This is a genomic window from Changchengzhania lutea (genome assembly GCF_006974145.1).
GTDB classification, from domain to species: Bacteria; Bacteroidota; Bacteroidia; order Flavobacteriales; family Flavobacteriaceae; genus Changchengzhania; species Changchengzhania lutea.
This window is the reverse complement of the sequence record NZ_CP039456.1, coordinates 1,430,122-1,448,169: the sequence shown is the minus strand read 5'-3', so window position 1 is coordinate 1,448,169 and position 18,048 is coordinate 1,430,122. Positions and strand designations below refer to the sequence as shown.

Here is an 18,048-nt window from a genome sequence, read left to right as displayed (position 1 = left end):
TAAGCAAGAAGAAATTCTAATGTCTTTCCATATTCGAAAAGGAATTACAATATATTTAAGATTAGATCCTTCGCTTGCCCTAAATGGCACTATCCCCTAAACAAGAAGAAATCCTCTTTCATATCTTCAATTTGTGCATCTTCATTGGTAATAATATAATCAATGGCTTGAGAAGTAAATTCATCTCCCTTTACAGTAAGTGACACAATGTTTTTTTCAATTAAAATCATATTATTTTTAAGTGCTAGGTCCAATACGGTTTTAGCCCTCACTTTTTGCCAATTGATATGCTCGCTAAGGTGATTAACATGTCGTTCCCGTTCTTCAGTATGGTTTTTTAAATGTAATAAAAAGGTGAGTAACGACACTTCTGTTCTTTGTTGTTTTTCTCGATATAACACCGCAATAATACCTTTGCTGGGGGCAAATAAATAAACCACTAAAAACAATAACCCGAGCATAGTCGTTATAGATCCAGATATGGAGGCATCTAGCCAATGGGCGAGCCAATACCCAGAAAGGGCACTGAATATGCCAAATAATACGGCGTACAAAAGCATCCGTTTTAAATTGGTGGTCAGTAAATAAGCTGTAGCGGCTGGGGCAATCATTAATGCCACGACTAAAATGGCGCCTACGGCATCAAATGCACCTACGGTGGTGATAGAAGACACGGTCATCAATCCATAATGAATAATAGCAGGAGAAAACCCCAATGCCGAAGCTAGACCAGCATCAAATGTACTGACCTTAAGTTCTTTGAAAAAAGCAATTAATAAGCCTATAGTTACGATAAGAATGCTTCCAATAATCCATAAGGATTTTGGTCCAACATCAACACCCGAAATGAGTAATCTATCAAAAGGCGCGAAAGCCAACTCACCCAGCAAAACCGCATCTACATCCAAATGCACATCGTTGGCGTTTTTAGCAATCATGATAACGCCAATACTGAATAGAATTGGAAAGACTAATCCAATGGCAGTATCTTCTTTTACCAAACCTGTTTTTTGAATGCGCTCTACCAACACTACGGTTAGTATGCCTGTTAACGCCGCCAAAAATATGAGTACTGGCGAATTTAAATCTTGGGTAATAAAGAAGCCAATGACAATACCAGGTAAAATGGAATGACTAATAGCATCACTGATCATTGCCATTTTCCGGAGTACTAAAAACGTACCTGGAATAGCACAGGCCACCGCCACCAAGCAAGCAATAAGTTGTATTTCTATCTGTGCACTACTCATTAGGTGCTGGTTGTTGATTATATAAATTTGCTGCTGTTTTAAAGCCTTCTTCAGTTAAACTCCATTCGTTCCCGTGTATAGTCACATAGTCTTTATCTACCAATTTCTGAAGTGTGCCTTTGGTAAACCCTTGAAAATTATTTAAGATTTTAACAGCATGAGGATGTGAAATATTCTCGTGTGTTTCTGCAATGTGATACATGAATGCTAATGTTTTGTGCAATTCGATATCTCTACGGTTCTTAATGAATCTAATATGCTTAAATAACAAACCTCTACTAGGTGAAAATATAAATGAAAACAGCACAAATATACCAGCAATGATCACAATAACGGGTCCAGTGGACAGGTTGTTTTGGCTGGCGCTAATTGCGGTGCCAACCACACCTGAAAAAGCACCAAAAAGCGCTGCTAAAAACACCATAACACTAAGGCTGTTAGTCCACTGTCTTGCAGCGGCAGCGGGTGCTAGTAGCATAGCGCTCATAAGCACGACACCTACGGTTTGCAGGCCTAACACAATAGCTAGTACTATAAACGAGGTGATTAGAATATCGATAAATTTTGTGTTGAAACCTAGTGTTTTAGTATAGTCGGCATCGAACAAAAGGATTTTGAATTCTTTCCAAAAAAGTAAAAGAACAAACAAACAAATACCAGTGACAATGGCCATGAGCCAAACATCGCTTTCAACTAAAGTGGCGGCTTGCCCGAATAAATACTTATCTAAACCTGCCTGATTGGCGTTGGGCTGTTTTTGAATGAACGTGAGGAGTAACATCCCAAAACCGAAAAATAAAGACAAAATGAGACCCAGTGCCGTGTCAGATTTTAAGTGTGTTTTTGTGGTGATACCTCTAATCCAAAACGTCCCGATAAGCCCACTTACTAAAGCACCCAACAAGAGTACGTTGCTGTCTTTTGCACCGGTTATTAAAAAGGCAATGGCGATGCCTGGTAAGGCAGCGTGTGATATGGCATCGCCCAATAGGCTTTGTTTTCTAAGCACTGCAAAACTACCCAACATACCAGTTACGGCACCTAAAACAGCAGTTCCTAAGGTTATGGTTCTTAGGGTGTAGTCTGTAAAGACGAGTTTTATGTATTCTGTTATATCCATAATGTCATTCTGAACTTCTTTCAGAATCTCATATTTTTATTGTCAGTTTATGTTGTCTTGGTATATCCCGATGACTATCGGGACGAACCAAAAAATTATATCAAAATCAGGAAATTGTTTTAACACCTTTCGTTTTCGAAATTATTTGTTAGAAGCTACGCTTTGCGTCTTCATTTCTTGATTCATTATTTCTGAATACTCACTTTATAGTTAATACCATAGGTCTTAGTGAGATTATCATCATTAAAAATATCCTTAACAGGACCTGTTGCTATTTTTTTGACATTTAAAAAAGTTACCCAATCAAAATATTCTGGAACCGTTTGTAAATCGTGATGCACGACTATAACGGTCTTACCTTCTTTTCTGAGTTCCTTTAAAATATTAATGATGGCTATTTCTGTGGTCGCATCCACCCCTTGAAAAGGCTCATCCATAAAATAAATGGAAGCGTTCTGTACCAAAGCTCTGGCTAAAAAAATACGTTGTTGTTGGCCGCCAGAAAGCTGACTTATTTGCCTGCCCTTAAAAGCTAGCATCCCTACTTTCTCTAAGGCTTCTAGAGCTAATTTTTTTTGTGTCAATCCAGGGCGCTTAATCCAACCTAAGCTCCCGTAAGTCCCCATCATCACGACATCTAATGCTGTGGTTGGAAAATCCCAATCCACACTTCCTTTTTGAGGCACGTAAGCTACGAGCGAGCGTTGCTTTTCATAGGGTTTGCCATAAATAGAAACACTTCCAGCAATAGGTTTTAAAATCCCTAAAATGGATTTTATAAGGGTTGATTTCCCTGCGCCGTTTGGTCCAACAATAGCCATAAGTACGCCTTCGGGAATTTCTAAATCGATATCCCAAAGCACGGGTTTATAGTTATAAGCTACCGTTAAATCGTCTACTTGTACTGCAATGTTTTGTTTCATTTTTTCATTCCTATCTTTCGTCTACGCTCAAGATAAACTTCAGCGGGAATCTTTTTAATTGAACTTTATTGTTTTATACCTACTAGGTTTCAAAAACCTTGCAGGAAGCCTTTAATTTTCGATAAAACACCAACAATAGCTGATAATTTAGCCCTGATAGAAGCGGCATCCTTTTTTGATTTTTCTTCAAAAAAGATACAGCGGATAGCAGGAAACAGCTTCAAATAATTTTTCAAAGCTAATTGTTTTTAAGTTTTGAGCAAGCACTGCAAACTGCGACTGTGACTGAAAACTTATTTTAGTGCATTCACAATCGTATTTACATTGTACTGAAACATACCAATATATGTGCCTTCAACAGTTCCCGCATCACCCAAAGCATCAGAATACAGCGTGCCGCCAATCGTTACGTCGTGATTTTTAGACTTTACGGCGGCTTGTAAGGCTTCAATGGTTCTTTTTGGCACCGAGCTTTCCACAAAAATAGCTTTTACATTGTTTTCTATAATGAAAGCTGCCAGTTTTTGAACATCCTGTACGCCAGCTTCGGTAGCGGTTGAAATGCCTTGTAAGCCAACAACTTTAAACCCAAACGACTTCCCAAAATAGTTAAAGGCATCGTGTGCGGTTACTAAAATACGTTTTTCCTTGGGAAGTGTTTCAATGATGCATTTCAAGTGTACTTTTAAGGATTCCAACTTTTTGGTATAATTGATACCGTTGGCTTCAAAGGCTGCTTTTTGTTCAGGAACGGCTTCAGAAAGCTTATTGACAATAAATTGTGTGGCTTGGATCCAATAATCGACATTAAACCAAATATGCGGATCGTAATTTGAAGCAAAATATTCTGAACCAATTAGGGTTTTTTGGTCTAAAGCATCAGAAATGGCCATGGTTTGTATGGTTTTCATTTTCTCGAAAACCTCAACCAGTTTACCTTCTAAGTGTAGACCGTTATAAAAAATAATATCAGCATTTGAAAGCTTTGATACATCGCCCTCACTGGCTTTATACAAGTGTGGGTCTACGCCACTACCCATTAAACCTTGTAAATTGATATGCTCGCCACCAATGTTTTTAGCCAAATCGGTTATCATAGATGTCGTGGTAACAACGTTTAGTTTGCCGTTGGTTTTCTTTTCGGTTTTGCAGCTTATTAAAATTATTGCTGTAAGTAGTATGATCCTTATTTGCTTCATGTGTCTTTATCTATTTATTTTATCGGTCATACTTCGGCTGCGCTCAGCACAGGCATGGAACATCCATATAATCATTCCTTTATGTCTCTAATTTTTAGTTATGGATGTTTCATAATAGCTATATTACTAAAAATAGGTAGAAACCCCAAAACTAAGTCCACTAGTTTCGGCGGGACCATTGCCTAAAAGGTCATATTGTTGCTGGTATCTATAATTTAATCGAAATACGGTTTCTGATGTTGGTCTAAAACTAATTGCTGGTACGATACTCCAAGTATCTTCACCAATATTTCCTCCTGTTTCGTTAAATTCACCAACATTCCAATCTACATATTCCAAACGAAATGCCACATTTAAAGTCGCTTTTTCCCAACCTAGCATCTCTTTTTTTAGTATGGGCTGTACAATATCAACAAATCCACCTTTTTGTTTGTTCCCAAATTGTTGTGTATACGTAGAAGGAATATCTATAGAAATCCAAGCCCATTCTCCTACAATAAAAGTGTTTGTTTTTGGAATGGTCGTATTGAAGTCTAAAGCAAACACGTTCAACCTGCGTTTTTCATCTAATACCACACCATCATCTTCAAATGTATTATAAATTCCTCCCATATAGGAGATTCCTAATTCTCCAATTTTATTATGGCGTACAGCCAATTTGGCAGTTAATAAAGGGGTTCCGCTTGCAGACTCTTCAAATCGTTCTTCATTGTTTTTAGCTGCAGGTAAAAAGGTTTTGTTTTCTGCATTATCAATAATTGTGTTGTCAAAACCGCCTGATAAATAGGTTTCATAACCAAACATCCAATTATCGGAATATGTTTTCCCGAACAGTCCAAATCCAGCATTGCTCCATGTTGCAGGTAGCATTTGTGTTGCTGAAATAGGGCGATCAGTAAATTCCCATTTTGGGCCATCATGATTTTGGTTAAATGCGCCTATTGGGTTCATGATAATGCCTCCTCTTAAATTAAACAGGGGATGAAATTCTACATCGATTGCAGCAAATTCAATCGCAATTTCTTTTCCTCCTTCTTCAAATTCAATTTCACTCAAGAATTTAATTTTTTTGCTAATGGTTGAAGAAACGAATAGAGTCATTCTTCTCATTTGAAATTGATGCCCCTCACTAACACCATCCGTACCTAAATATTGCCAATTGGCTTCGGCGTAACCTCCAACTGAAATAGGTGTTTTGCCTAAGCCAAGAAAAGGTCTGTTGTAAACAGCATCCATATTCATAGATTTATTTACGGTGTCTTTTTGTGTTTTTCTTAATAATGAATCATCAATTTGGGCGATACTTTCAGGTATCGATAAAGCAACAATTACTAGTAATATTATGAATTTGTTCATACCGTTTTTAGTGAAATTTTTAATAATTCTTTTTCTTTTACAACTGGAAATGTCTTTAAACGATTAGATGCAGGACCATTGGTTACATTGCCGTTTTTGTCAAATTCGCTACCATGGGCAGAACATTGAAGTCTGTCTCCGAAAGCAGTTAATTCGTTACCTTGGTGTGTACATTGCATCCATAACGCACTATACTGAGTATCATTTATTCGATATACACTTATCGGAAAATTTAATTTTTCATTTTGTATAATTACGTATTTCCTAAAGGAATTATCTTTTGAGATTATAAAGTCAGATAATTTAACAATAATGATATCATTTTCAATTATTCCAGAAATCATTTTTACTGAAGAACAACTTTGAAAAACACTGCCAAAAACAAGTGTTCCTGCACAAGCAAACCCACATGTTTTTATAAATTCTTTTCTGTTCATTTTAAAGAGAGTTTAAGAATTCTATCAAATTATTTTTCTCTGTTTGAGAAAGATTTTGATAGAGTGATCTGCTATTTGCTGCTTCGCCTTCATGCAAAAGTATGGCTTCTTCAATACTTCTGGCTCGGCCATCATGCATTAAAAAATACTCACCACCTTGAGAGTCTGGAGCTAACCCAAGCCCCCATAATGGCGGTGTTCTCCATTCGGCAGTTAATGCACCACCTTCTGTATAGCCATCATCTAAATTACTTCCCATGTCATGTAATAATAAATCGGTAAAAGGATGGAATTCTTTGTTTGAGATTGCTTCGATAGGAGAAAATCCAGTTTTCAATGTTGGTTTGTGGCAACTAGCACATTTAATTTCTGAGAAAATATTTTTACCAGAAAACACATTGTCTTCATCACGCTGAATAGGAGCTTTTAATGTCTTAAGATAAAAAACAACATCATTAACGGCATTATTTGAAACTTCTGGATCAACCTCTAATCCAGAATAGGTGTCAATTGGTTCAAAAGTAGAGGTGATTCCCATATCTTGATTGTATGCTGATACGGTTTGGTGTAATAAATCATATGCGGCAGCTTTTTTTCCAAAACGATGAATGTATTTTCCGTTTTGAGCTATGGCATTGGCTCTTAAAATCACATAAGGTGGAATTTCTGCCCAGTTTGGTACGCCGCTAATACCATCGCCATCTGCATCATTTGGATCGGACATTGCAATAATATCTGCATCCGTTACTGCGTCTAAAAATCCCAATCCTGTGGTTATTGGAGGTGTTAATTTTGCCGATGTTGCTCCACTTGGAATAGCCTCTGGAGTATAACCGGGTAACGCTCTATTTTGTAATTGAGGACCTCCAAAGTTTAAATACTGATTTCCACTTGCGTCTATTTGTCCAAATCGTGTTAATGTAGTAAAAGGATGTCCTTTCCCATCCCCCGCATGACAGGTAACACAACTGTTTGCAACAAACAAAGGGCCTAATCCATTACTTGATGTAAACACTTCTGCAAAAGCCTCATCTCCATTTAAAAACTGAATATTTTCATCAAATGATAACCCTTCTATTTGTCCATCTAATACATTTTCATCTAAAGGACCTTCGAGAATGGCTTTATCACACGACACACAAATAAGTGTTACGACTAAACTAATAATAAAACATGATTTTTTCATTAAGTTGATATTTATTTTTTGCAAATATAAATATTATTTTAGATTAATCTAAAAATTATTTTAATGATTTAATTATTATCTGGATGCTTTTTGGCGAAAATTTGTCACTTCGCGTGAATTTTGCTAATAAATATGCGTGAAATTAGTATCGAGAATTAAACTTCCGAAGAGTAAACTAGTTCTCGATATAGTTTTCTACTTAAAATCAGATTGATGAAAAAATTACTCCATTTAGATGTAATGAGCGTCATTAAGCCAGAAATGATTTAAGTATATATTTTCGAAGAAAAAGAGGAAGGCAAAAACAAAATGGTGGTTTTAAGTGTTGTTAGAAACAAAATCATACATAGCATCTTTGGGATTATTAAAAGTGGAAATCTATTTAAAAATCGTTTGGTTACGTTATAGAAACCCAACTGGCACCCAAATTAAGTTGAACAAACCATAATACACAACGGGTTAATTATTTTATATTTGTTGTTAAAAATTAGTATAGCGATGATAACACTTACCGAAGAGAATTATATAAAAGTCATTTATCATTTAGGAAAGCAAGGAGCTATTAATGTGAGTACAAATGCTATAGCAAAAGAAATGAATACAAAAGCTTCTTCGGTAACAGACATGGTAAAGAAACTATCAGAAAAAGGCTATGCTGCTTACAAAAAATATCAAGGCGTTAATCTTACTGATGAAGGGAATCAAATAGCAACTAATATTATTAGAAAGCATAGGCTTTGGGAGGTGTTTTTAGTTGAAAAATTCAATTTTTCATGGGATGAGGTTCATGAAGTTGCAGAACAATTAGAGCATATCAAGTCGGATAAGCTCATCGATCAATTGGACGCTTTTTTAGAATTCCCAACACACGATCCACATGGCGACCCAATTCCTGATAAAAGCGGAAATATAAAAAAAATGGATAAAATACTTTTATCGAAAGTTCCAATTGGAGAGGACTGCATCTGTGTTGGTGTTAAAGATTCCTCGTCAGATTTTTTAAAGTATTTAGATAAAAATAATATTGCTTTAGGAACAAAGTTCCAAGTAAGCAATAGAGAACCTTTTGATAATTCAATAAAAATAAAAACAAATACACAAGAACTTATTATATCTAATATAATAGCCAATAACTTGTTTGTTAAATTGTGTTAAGAACGAGTTTGTAGTTAATATAATTTAATGGCAGCCACAACCATCGTCACCGCCACAGGCTTTAGAGGATTTTTTCTTCGGTTTCCAGATAAATTTAGCCACTAGAAATCCGACAGCAACTATGAGTGCAGAAAAGGCTAAAATATTTTGCAAAAGAGGATTCATAGGTCTTTGTCGTTATTAGCGCTTATAATTTACCAATTTTTATTTCAAAAGCTGAAAAGCAATTAATGCTACAATATAAGCAAATCCGCTCATAATTACTAGCTGTAAGATGGGCCATTTCCAACTATTGGTTTCACGTTTTACAATAGCCAAAGTACTCATGCATTGCATGGCAAAGGCGTAGAACAGCAACAATGAAATACCAGAAGCAAACGTAAATAATGGACCACCCAGAATTGGATTAATTTCAGCAGCCATTCTGTTTTTTATGGTGGCTTCTTCATCGCTTCCAACACTGTAAATTGTAGCCAAAGTGCCAACAAAAACTTCCCGAGCAGCAAAAGAGCTTATTATGGCAATACCAATTTTCCAATCATAGCCCAAGGGTCTAATAGCAGGTTCAATAGCTCTTCCAGTGATGCCAATAAAGGAGTGTTCTAATTTATGCGATGCGATTTTTTGTTGCAAAGCTTCTGAAGATAAATTTTGAGAGGCATATTCTATGTTTACTATATTTTCGGCATTTTTAAAATCTTCGCCCGGGCCATAAGATGCTAGAAACCACAACACAATGGATATTGCTAAAATTATTTTCCCGGCACCATAAACAAAGGATTTTGTTTTTTCAACAACCGTTAAAACGACATTTTTTAATAACGGCAGCTTGTAATTAGGCATTTCAACCACAAAAAAGGTTTTACTCCTAATCTTTAAAATTTTATTTAAAATATAGGCGGATATAACGGCGGTACCAAAGCCAATAAGGTATAATAGCATGAGCGTTAATGCTTGAAAGCTCAATCCAAGAAAGCGGCCTTCGGGAATGATGAGTGAAATAATAATCAAGTATACCGGAAGTCTTGCAGAACAGGTGGTAAATGGCGTCACTAAAATAGTAATGAGGCGTTCTTTCCAACTTTCAATATTTCGGGTTGCCATTATAGCGGGAATGGCACAGGCTGTTCCTGAAATTAAGGGAACAACACTTTTGCCACTTAAACCAAAACGGCGCATGACGCGATCCATCAAAAACACCACACGACTCATATAACCACTTTCTTCAAGTACGGCAATAAATAAAAACAGAAAGGCAATTTGCGGAATAAATATAACGATACCGCCAAGTCCGGGAATGATGCCTTCTGCCAGCAAACTTGTAAATGCACCTTGTGGTAGTTCGTTTTTTGTCCATTCACTTAATGAGGCAAAAACACCATCGATAAAATCCATGGGAACACTAGACCAGTCATAAATGGCTTGAAAAATAGTAAGCAAGATTAAAAAGAATATGACATAACCCCAAACCTTATGGGTTAAAACACGATCCAATTTGGTTCGTAAATCTTTAGCTTGAGAGGCGTCTATAGTTTGCCCTTTTTTAAGTACGTTGTTTATAAATTGATAGCGTTTTATGGTTTCTTTTTGCTGTAACCGCTTTAAATCGCTTTTGCTTTTAGTTTTGAAATTTGCAACAGCATCAATTTCATTTCGGTCGGTTTTACCAAAGTTAACATCCTGGGTAATGACGAGCCAAAGTTTATAGAGTAATTGATTTGGAAAGGCTTTTCGCAGGTTTTCAAAATATTCTACATCAATCTCAGAAGCATTTAAACATGGTGTGACCGATAACTCCTTATAATTGGCAATAATATCTTTTAAAGTGTCAATACCTTCATTTTTACGGGTACTAATTAATGCAATTTTTGTTTTAAGGTGTTCTTCCAAAAAAGGAATATCTAGCGAAATGCCTTTATAACGCATTCTATCTGCCATATTAATCACCAAGGCAACAGGAATTTGAAGATCTTTTATTTGGGTAAAAAGGAGCAGGTTACGTTTTAAGTTCTCGACATCACTAACAACAATCGCAATATCTGGAAAGTCTTTATCATTTCGATTAAGAAGAAGTTCTATAACAACATTTTCATCAAGGGATGAAGCGTTTAAGCTATACGTACCAGGTAGATCTATAATATGTGCCTTCACACCGCGGGGAAGCTTACAAATACCTTCTTTTTTCTCAACCGTTATGCCTGGGTAATTACCAACTTTTTGATTGAGTCCGGTTAAGGCATTAAAAACGGAAGTTTTCCCTGTGTTTGGATTTCCAATTAAGGCAACATTTATTTGTTTACTCATCTGCTACGCGTTCAATTAAAACATGGATAGCAGTTTCCTTTCTTATGGCTAAATGCGTGCCATTGATGTTTAAGTACATGGGATCCTGGAATGGAGCCATTTGTACTAGTTTGACACTATTACCTGGTAAGCACCCCATTTCTAGGAGCTTTAATGGAATATGAACTGACGAAACATCCTTTATAATGCCGCGTTCTCCACGTTTTAAATTGGCTAAAGTATCTTCCAAGCTTATTTAGATTGATTTTAAAGAAGCAAAAGTAATATAAAAATTTAGGCTAAAGAAATAGATTGTTATAAACTATTGGTCGTATTCTTTTTTCAAGATTTTAATATCTTCAAGGAGTTTGGAAATATCTTCGGAATTAGTACCATCATAAAACCCACGAATTTGGCGTTTCTTGTCAATAAGCATAAAATTTTCGGTATGAATCATATCATATTTGTCCCCGAGCCCGTTGGTTTTTACGGCCAAATAGGATTTTCTTGCAAGTTCGTAGATTTGCTTTTTGTCACCGGTAACCAAATTCCATTTCTTATCGTTCACCCCTTTTTTAATGGCGTATCGCTTTAGTTGTGCTACAGTATCAATTTGTGGAGTCACCGTATGAGAAAGCAGCATGACGTCATCATCATCTATAAGCTTATTTTGAATGTCTACCATGTGATCTGTCATAATCGGACAAATGGTTTGGCAGGTAGTGAAAAAGAAATCGGCAACATAGATTTTATCTTTATAATCTTCTTGCGTAATGGTGTCTCCATTTTGATTAATAAATTTAAAATCGGCTATTTTATGATACTTTTTTTGGTGTTGAATGGTGCTGTCAACCAATTCAGAGCTCACCCTGGCAGGTTGGTAAATATCAAGTGGCCGGTACACATTTAAGGTGTTATAAATGAGTATGATTATAATGGCGGAAATAATACCAAAAACAATGGCGAACTTTTTATAATCTTTAAAAAAGGATAACATTTTTTAGAAGTATAGATTTGAACTTTTGCAAAAATACAATGAAATTCAAACAGATGGAATTTATTCTTGACTTAAATTCTTGTTAAATACAGAGCCATTCAGCAATAGGCTTTTTAAAGTTGGTTTAAAAGCTTACTTTTGTGCGATTATAAAAATACGACAGAAGATATATGGAGTTTGTTATTAAAATATCTCAATTTTTATTGAGTCTTTCATTGCTTATTATTTTACATGAATTAGGGCATTTTATTCCTGCAAAAGCCTTTAAAACAAGAGTAGAAAAGTTTTATTTATTTTTTGATGTGAAGTTCTCCCTGTTTAAGAAAAAAATAGGCGAAACGGTATACGGAATTGGTTGGTTGCCACTAGGAGGCTATGTTAAAATTGCTGGAATGATTGATGAAAGCATGGATACTGAGCAAATGGCAAAAGAGCCACAGCCATGGGAATTTCGTTCTAAACCAGCATGGCAACGTTTAATCATTATGTTGGGTGGCGTCACGGTTAATTTCTTATTGGCTGTTTTTATTTATATAGGCATGACCTTTTATTACGGAGAGACTTTTTTACCCATTGAAAATATAAAAGATGGATTATTTATCGAGAGCACTGTGGCCAATAAAGCGGGATTACTAACCGGAGATAATATTATAGCTGTTGATGGTGATAAGATAGAAACCTTTTCTGAAGTTTCCGAAAAAGTATTATTTGGGAGAGAGATTACTATTGAAAGAGACGGGCAACAATCTACAGTAACCATGCCTGAGGATTTTTTAGCACAATTAATTGATTCTAAGGAAAAAAGTTTTATCAATTTGAGGATGCCATTCGCCATTGTTCAGGTTCCTGATACATCCTATAACAAAGCAAGTGGAATTAAAGCAGGAGATATCATACTTGGTTTAAATGATTACAACACTAGATATATTGATCAAGTAAAAGAGGGCTTAGAAAAATTTAAAGGACAAACAGTATCTGCTACCGTTTTAAGAGATAATAATGAAACCGTCATCCCTTTAAAAATTAGCGAAGATGGTAAATTGGGATTGGTATATGCCAACGGTTCTACTCCAGAAACTTTAGAGGCTCTAGATTATTATAAATTTAAAAATAAGACATACGGATTTTTTGAGTCCATTCCGATTGGTATTAAAAAGACTGGTGATAAAATTTCGTCATACATTACACAATTCAAAGCCATATTCACACCGAGTACCGGTGCGTATAAAGGCGTTGGTGGTTTTAAGGCTATTTATGATATATTTCCTAGTTTCTGGAACTGGGAAGTATTCTGGAATATTACCGCCTTTTTATCCATTATGCTGGGGGTTTTAAATCTATTGCCTATCCCAGCCTTAGACGGAGGTCATGTCATGTTCTTATTATATGAAATGGTGTCTGGAAGAAAACCTGGAGATAAGTTTATGGAATATGCACAAATGGTTGGGTTTATACTGTTAATAGCTTTGGTACTGTTTGCAAACGGGAATGATATATTTAAAGCAGTTTTTGATTAATTTTTTTAATTAAAATTAAAAGTCGTTTTGTAGTAATTAAAAATTACTATATATTTGCGCTCGCTAAGGCGAAAAAGCACACTCCTTCTTAGCTCAGTTGGTTAGAGCATCTGACTGTTAATCAGAGGGTCCTAGGTTCGAGCCCTAGAGAAGGAGCTTAGTGAGAGAAAGCCATTCAAGAGATTGAGTGGCTTTTTTATTTTCTAATATTACCCTTCAGTACAACATTTTATTTTTGTTAAAAAATTAAAAAGAAAGAGGATTAAGATACTCTATCCGATAATTTATAATTTAATCATATCCAGTTTAGCCAATATTGGTGGTTATTTTTATTGAATTAGCCATTTTAAACGGTTTTGAATAAAGCGGTTCTATAATTCTCCTACCTTAATTGAAATTGACGCTGTTTTTTTAAGTGTTAAAATAGGTTCGAGTATAAGAGCCATTAATGCTAACTCAACCTTTCTTCTAGTATGTTTTTCCATTTATAAAATCCTTTTTCGGCATTATTATAATCATGTATAATTCGACTAAAGTTGCTGTTTTTAGTTTCTAAAAAAGCTTGTCGACCACTTATACGAATTAAGTTTAGTTTTTGATTTATTTGTGACAACTCTTTTTTAAATAGGATTGAATCTTTGGAAAGACGCCAAATGTAAGTTGCTTCTTTAGTATTTAACGTTTCTAAAATAATATGGTAATTCAGCTCTCCTACCAATAAAAATACAAATGAAAATGGGCTTAAAACAAATCTAATTTTTAGAGTTTTGAAATCGTGATGCTTTGCCAAATAATAAAGTTGTTTGGAATGGACATAAATGTCATTTTTTAAAATAGTTTCCAATAGGTTTTCCTTTGAATCAAAAAAAGCTTCAATATTATTTGTGATATCTTCTTGATTGATTGTTTTTCCAGATTTTATAAAATTTTGTTTTACAAGTTGAAACTTTACGCTTTCAATGACTTCCTTGTTTATGTTCTCAATATCTTTAGATGTTGCTATTTGCGATACAATGATATCGTTTTCAAATTCAATATTTATATGAATAACAACAGATTTTGAGTTTAGTACTTTTGCAAAATATGGTTTCAGAACTTCAAATTCTGGTTGTATATCTTCATTCTCGATTTCAAATGGAATAGATATGTTTGATTTCAAAGAATAAGAAAAACTAACCATTCCATAATGAAACTCTAAATCATTAATAGGAACTTTGAAAGTTTTGTCAATTTTATTCCCTTTTGAAATAGGATTTATATTTTCTTCAAAATCATCAAATAATGTAGCTTGTCGGTCTAGATTTCTGTAATATGTGTTTCGTTTTAAAAATAGTCTGTTGAGGTATGGAATATGTTTATCTCTATAATCGTAGATAATTGGGGTTAATTCTGAACGCTGAACACGACCAATGTATTGAACTAACTTTCCTTTAAAGGCAAAAGGATATACTAAAAATAAACATGAAACATCCTTAATATCAATACCTTCTCCAAAATATTGCCCAGTAGTAATAATAGCTTGGTAATTCCCTTGTTTTATAGCTTGCCATTTTGAGTTACTTGAAGATGTGTTGTCTTCTCCAGAAAGTGTAATAATTTCATATTGATTCTTTAAATATTGATTTAGTGTTTGAATATGTTCTTTTCTTTCTGTAATAATAACTGCCTTTCTACCTTTGTTTAACTCATATTGAATATCTTTTAATATGATCTTGTTCCTTTCAGAATCATGAATCAATATTTTGGATAATGTTTCAAAATGGTCAGTTTTGGAATTAAATGGAATATCTAGATTTGTATCACGTACAGTAAATCTTGCTTTTTTAAAAGTATCTATTTCATTGGGTTTTATTTCCGAAATAATATCGCCCAAATAGACAAACAGTAGTTTTTCATCACTATTTTTTCGAAAAGGTGTTGCTGTTAATCCATATTGGTAGAAGGGAGATAGACGATTTATAACTTCTCTAAAAGACTTTGCTGGAATGTGATGGCATTCATCAATAATAATTGTACCAAAAGCCGATGTTAACTCTTTAGGGGCAGTATTCAGTTTTTTTGATAAGGACTGAATTAATGCAACTGTTATTTGTTTTCCTATCTTCATTTTCCTTTGACCAATTTTCCCGATGTCTCTTTTGGGTATTCCAAAAAAGCTTTCAATTCTGCCTATCCATTGCTCTGCAATTTGTTTTCTGTGCGTGATAATTAATGCTGGTTGTTTTTTCTGTTCAATGACTTTTAAGCCAATAATAGTTTTACCAGATCCTGGAGGGGCAACTATAATTCCAAAATCTTTTTTCTTGGTAATTTCAAGAGATAAATGTTGGTGGTTTAATAATTGAATTGAAGACGTTATTTCAATTTCTTCTAGTTTAATTCTTTCATCTAAAAAATTATATTGAATTTTATTTTGATTACAAAACCGTAACAACTTACCTATAAAGCCGCTTGGTATTTCTATAGTGTTTTCGGTTTCTTCAATAAGTTTAAAATAACGTTCCGTTTTATAAGTGCTTCTGCCTGTTTTCTTTTTTATAGCATAATCAGAATTGAAAAAGTTTAATTGCTCTTTTAGAAAATTAGTTAGAATACGGGTTAAACCATTACGGTTTAAAGTGATACTATTTTTTAAAATGATTTGAATTTTTCCATTGTACGTAATTTCTTTTTCTATTGAAATTTCTTGATTTGGTTTTTCAGAAAATAATTTTAGAATAGCATCTAAATCAAGTGTTGATACTTTTTTGATTGTTTTTAAAAATGCCCATTGGTCCAGAAAAGGTATTAATGTATCGGCATCAATAAAACAAGAGTTTCCTTGTTGTAAAGTATTGCCGTGTAAAGGAAGCGCAATAAGATTTCCCAATCCTTTACCTGATAAATAATCTTGATTTGGGAATAAACGGTCAAAACTTGTGTTTTTATCAAAGACTGAAAAGATACTAGCTTGCTCAAAAAGTGTTAGAACAATTCTTCTGCTTCTAATTGCAGGATACGGTTCTTCAAAGAAAATCCAAACATGTCCGCCATTTCCAGACCGAGACCGTTCTAAATAAGCAGGAATTTGCGCTTCTGTACAAGCTTCTAATGCTTTTTTTGATTGTTTTTCCCAACCAGTTTTATCAAAATCTGCAACTATAAAATTTGATGTATTATCTTTTAAAAGTGGATAAATTCCTGTAAAATGATTGCCTTTTAAATGTTTTAAAAGTTGGTAATCATCTAGTTTTAAATAGGTTTTATCAGTATAATTCTTAAATGAGCCACCGCTTTGCTTATGAAGTCGATACATATAAGGGTCATAAGAATATGCAGGCATATAGTCATTTTTGTTTTGCTTTTCCCAACGTAAAGCAAAAACATCATCACGCCCTTTAAAAAGAGAACGAAAAAGTTGTAATTGCTCTTTTGTAATCACTTCCATATTTAAAAAATAAAATCACCTTTATTTTGATAAAAATATAGTTTTAATCTGAAAATTCTTTTTAAGTAAACTCATAAATACTAAAGCTAAAAGATTATACTATCTTTGTGCTAATGAAAAAGTTATACATTATTGCAGGCCCAAATGGCGCAGGAAAAACAACTGCTTCATTTACTATTTTACCTGAAATTTTTGATTGTAAAGAGTTTGTAAATGCCGATGAAATTGCAAGAGGACTTTCTCCGTTTAATCCAGACTTAGTTGCTTTTCAGGCAGGAAGAATAATGCTAGCTAGAATTAATGAGTTATTGGAAGATGGCAAGACTTTTGCTTTAGAAACAACGTTGTCAACGAATAGCTATGTAAGTTTTATTAAAAAGGCAAAACTAAAAAGATACGAGGTAATTTTACTTTTTTTGAAATTAAATTCAGAAGAGTTAGCAATTGAACGTGTTAAAACTAGAGTTTTGGAAGGTGGGCATAATATTCCAGTAGATGTTATAAGAAGGCGTTACAAAAATGGACTAAGAAATTTGTTCCAGAAATATATCCTAATAGTTGATAAATGGATAATTGCTGATAATTCAGAAGAAAGGTTTAAATTTATAGCAGAAGGAGCTGATGATAAACTATTTATAAAAGATGATATAGTTTGGAATGAATTAAAAGAAAAATACAATGGGAATTAAAGAACAATTACAGGAATTAGAAGATAAAATTTCAAAGGGCTTAGAAAAAGCCTATGAGAAAATGATCAAATTTAAAGAACAAAAAGAAACACCAATAGTTATTTCCAAAGATGGAAAAATTTTAAAAGTGTATCCTAAGGATTTAAAAAAGGAAGAATAACCTCTAAGTTGTTATTAATTGGTTGTTGGTATGATATTCAAGAAAGGTTTAATTTAAGTCTAACTCTTTGAAAATCAAAATTAATCGATTCAATAATAGCTTATTAAAGGGAGCTTAAAAAGAGAAAGCCATTCAAGAGATTGAGTGGTTTTTTTATTTTTAAATATTACCCTTCAGCACAATATTGGTACAACATTTTACTTTTTTCGAATAAACCATTTTACGTGTAAATTGAAATACAAATTTTTCATTATCTGCGTTTTCTAACTTTTATAAAATAAAACGAAAATATTATTTGCTTCTAATTGTGCTATTTTAATTTGTTTTGATGCCATATGGTACGACAAAT

17 protein-coding genes and 1 tRNA gene are annotated in these 18,048 nt (G+C 34.0%); 5 read left to right on the top strand and 13 right to left on the bottom strand.

Going from position 1 to position 18,048, the window contains the following annotated elements:
- Window positions 1-89: 89 nt before the first annotated feature.
- The 8 genes from FAF07_RS06745 to FAF07_RS06715 all read right to left on the bottom strand — a co-directional run bounded on the left by FAF07_RS06745 (window position 90) and on the right by FAF07_RS06715 (window position 7,471).
- Complete coding sequence (locus tag FAF07_RS06745; RefSeq protein WP_142784380.1) at window positions 90-1,250, bottom strand: metal ABC transporter permease; 1,161 nt, start codon at window positions 1,248-1,250, stop codon at window positions 90-92.
- Window positions 1,243-2,370 carry a metal ABC transporter permease gene (locus FAF07_RS06740; protein WP_142784379.1) on the bottom strand — a complete coding sequence of 376 codons (1,128 nt, stop codon included), beginning with the start codon at window positions 2,368-2,370 and terminating at the stop codon, window positions 1,243-1,245. The genes FAF07_RS06745 and FAF07_RS06740 overlap by 8 nt, the downstream gene beginning before the upstream one ends.
- A gap of 185 nt (window positions 2,371-2,555) precedes the next feature.
- The gene (locus tag FAF07_RS06735; protein WP_142784378.1) at window positions 2,556-3,293 is read right to left on the bottom strand and encodes a metal ABC transporter ATP-binding protein; all 738 of its coding nucleotides are present in this window, start codon (window positions 3,291-3,293) and stop codon (window positions 2,556-2,558) included.
- 89 nt (window positions 3,294-3,382) lie between these two features.
- A complete protein-coding gene (locus tag FAF07_RS18510; RefSeq protein ID WP_185956533.1) occupies window positions 3,383-3,529 on the bottom strand; it encodes a hypothetical protein in 147 nt (48 codons plus the stop codon).
- Window positions 3,530-3,586: 57 nt separating this feature from the next.
- Entirely contained in the window at window positions 3,587-4,492 is a 906-nt protein-coding gene (locus FAF07_RS06730; RefSeq protein ID WP_142784377.1) for a metal ABC transporter solute-binding protein, Zn/Mn family, read from the bottom strand.
- Between the two features lie 126 nt (window positions 4,493-4,618).
- On the bottom strand, window positions 4,619-5,848 hold the full coding sequence (locus FAF07_RS06725; RefSeq protein WP_142784376.1) for a hypothetical protein: 1,230 nt from the start codon (window positions 5,846-5,848) through the stop codon (window positions 4,619-4,621).
- Complete coding sequence (locus FAF07_RS06720; protein WP_142784375.1) at window positions 5,845-6,285, bottom strand: QcrA and Rieske domain-containing protein; 441 nt, start codon at window positions 6,283-6,285, stop codon at window positions 5,845-5,847. Before FAF07_RS06720 ends, FAF07_RS06725 begins: the two co-directional genes overlap by 4 nt.
- Before the next feature lies 1 nt (window position 6,286).
- The gene (locus FAF07_RS06715; protein ID WP_142784374.1) at window positions 6,287-7,471 is read right to left on the bottom strand and encodes a di-heme oxidoredictase family protein; all 1,185 of its coding nucleotides are present in this window, start codon (window positions 7,469-7,471) and stop codon (window positions 6,287-6,289) included.
- A 498-nt stretch (window positions 7,472-7,969) separates the two neighbouring features.
- Here FAF07_RS06715 and FAF07_RS06710 point away from each other — a divergent pair, with 498 nt between their 5' ends.
- Window positions 7,970-8,626, top strand: a complete 657-nt coding sequence (locus FAF07_RS06710) for a metal-dependent transcriptional regulator (RefSeq protein WP_142784373.1) — start codon at window positions 7,970-7,972, stop codon at window positions 8,624-8,626.
- A gap of 24 nt (window positions 8,627-8,650) precedes the next feature.
- Here FAF07_RS06710 and FAF07_RS06705 read toward each other — a convergent pair whose 3' ends face one another.
- From FAF07_RS06705 to FAF07_RS06690, 4 genes are all read right to left on the bottom strand, one after another.
- Window positions 8,651-8,791: a FeoB-associated Cys-rich membrane protein gene (locus FAF07_RS06705; protein ID WP_142784372.1), complete on the bottom strand. Its 141-nt coding sequence runs from the start codon at window positions 8,789-8,791 to the stop codon at window positions 8,651-8,653.
- 39 nt (window positions 8,792-8,830) lie between these two features.
- Window positions 8,831-10,930, bottom strand: coding sequence for a ferrous iron transport protein B (gene feoB, locus FAF07_RS06700; protein ID WP_142784371.1), 2,100 nt, complete (start codon window positions 10,928-10,930; stop codon window positions 8,831-8,833).
- Window positions 10,923-11,159 (bottom strand): FeoA family protein, encoded by a 237-nt coding sequence (locus tag FAF07_RS06695; protein ID WP_142784370.1) that lies wholly within the window; start codon window positions 11,157-11,159, stop codon window positions 10,923-10,925. Before FAF07_RS06695 ends, feoB begins: the two co-directional genes overlap by 8 nt.
- A 72-nt stretch (window positions 11,160-11,231) precedes the next feature.
- A complete protein-coding gene (locus FAF07_RS06690; protein ID WP_142784369.1) occupies window positions 11,232-11,906 on the bottom strand; it encodes an SCO family protein in 675 nt (224 codons plus the stop codon).
- Between the two features lie 170 nt (window positions 11,907-12,076).
- Between FAF07_RS06690 and rseP the strand changes: the two genes are divergently transcribed.
- Window positions 12,077-13,423 carry an RIP metalloprotease RseP gene (gene rseP / locus FAF07_RS06685; protein ID WP_142784368.1) on the top strand — a complete coding sequence of 449 codons (1,347 nt, stop codon included), beginning with the start codon at window positions 12,077-12,079 and terminating at the stop codon, window positions 13,421-13,423.
- 82 nt (window positions 13,424-13,505) lie between these two features.
- Window positions 13,506-13,579, top strand: a tRNA-Asn gene (locus tag FAF07_RS06680).
- Between the two features lie 295 nt (window positions 13,580-13,874).
- Here the strand turns inward: FAF07_RS06680 and FAF07_RS06675 are convergent.
- Complete coding sequence (locus tag FAF07_RS06675) at window positions 13,875-16,850, bottom strand: DEAD/DEAH box helicase (RefSeq protein WP_246067795.1); 2,976 nt, start codon at window positions 16,848-16,850, stop codon at window positions 13,875-13,877.
- 113 nt (window positions 16,851-16,963) lie between these two features.
- Here FAF07_RS06675 and FAF07_RS06670 point away from each other — a divergent pair, with 113 nt between their 5' ends.
- Entirely contained in the window at window positions 16,964-17,539 is a 576-nt protein-coding gene (locus tag FAF07_RS06670; RefSeq protein ID WP_142784367.1) for a zeta toxin family protein, read from the top strand.
- A complete protein-coding gene (locus FAF07_RS18505) occupies window positions 17,529-17,699 on the top strand; it encodes a hypothetical protein (RefSeq protein WP_185956532.1) in 171 nt (56 codons plus the stop codon). Before FAF07_RS06670 ends, FAF07_RS18505 begins: the two co-directional genes overlap by 11 nt.
- The last annotated feature ends 349 nt before the right edge of the window (window positions 17,700-18,048 follow it).

Excerpts from the sequence above, each read along its gene's own strand:
- FAF07_RS06745 (WP_142784380.1), bottom strand. The coding sequence starts at position 1,250 with ATGAGTAGTGCACAGATAGAAATACAACTTATTGCTTGCTTGGTGGCG.
- FAF07_RS06740 (WP_142784379.1), bottom strand. The coding sequence starts at position 2,370 with ATGGATATAACAGAATACATAAAACTCGTCTTTACAGACTACACCCTA.
- FAF07_RS06735 (WP_142784378.1), bottom strand. The coding sequence starts at position 3,293 with ATGAAACAAAACATTGCAGTACAAGTAGACGATTTAACGGTAGCTTAT.
- FAF07_RS06730 (WP_142784377.1), bottom strand. The coding sequence starts at position 4,492 with ATGAAGCAAATAAGGATCATACTACTTACAGCAATAATTTTAATAAGC.
- FAF07_RS06725 (WP_142784376.1), bottom strand. The coding sequence starts at position 5,848 with ATGAACAAATTCATAATATTACTAGTAATTGTTGCTTTATCGATACCT.
- FAF07_RS06720 (WP_142784375.1), bottom strand. The coding sequence starts at position 6,285 with ATGAACAGAAAAGAATTTATAAAAACATGTGGGTTTGCTTGTGCAGGA.
- FAF07_RS06715 (WP_142784374.1), bottom strand. The coding sequence starts at position 7,471 with ATGAAAAAATCATGTTTTATTATTAGTTTAGTCGTAACACTTATTTGT.
- FAF07_RS06710 (WP_142784373.1), top strand. The coding sequence starts at position 7,970 with ATGATAACACTTACCGAAGAGAATTATATAAAAGTCATTTATCATTTA.
- FAF07_RS06705 (WP_142784372.1), bottom strand. The coding sequence starts at position 8,791 with ATGAATCCTCTTTTGCAAAATATTTTAGCCTTTTCTGCACTCATAGTT.
- feoB (WP_142784371.1), bottom strand. The coding sequence starts at position 10,930 with ATGAGTAAACAAATAAATGTTGCCTTAATTGGAAATCCAAACACAGGG.
- FAF07_RS06690 (WP_142784369.1), bottom strand. The coding sequence starts at position 11,906 with ATGTTATCCTTTTTTAAAGATTATAAAAAGTTCGCCATTGTTTTTGGT.
- rseP (WP_142784368.1), top strand. The coding sequence starts at position 12,077 with ATGGAGTTTGTTATTAAAATATCTCAATTTTTATTGAGTCTTTCATTG.
- FAF07_RS06675 (WP_246067795.1), bottom strand. The coding sequence starts at position 16,850 with ATGGAAGTGATTACAAAAGAGCAATTACAACTTTTTCGTTCTCTTTTT.
- FAF07_RS06670 (WP_142784367.1), top strand. The coding sequence starts at position 16,964 with ATGAAAAAGTTATACATTATTGCAGGCCCAAATGGCGCAGGAAAAACA.
- FAF07_RS18505 (WP_185956532.1), top strand. The coding sequence starts at position 17,529 with ATGGGAATTAAAGAACAATTACAGGAATTAGAAGATAAAATTTCAAAG.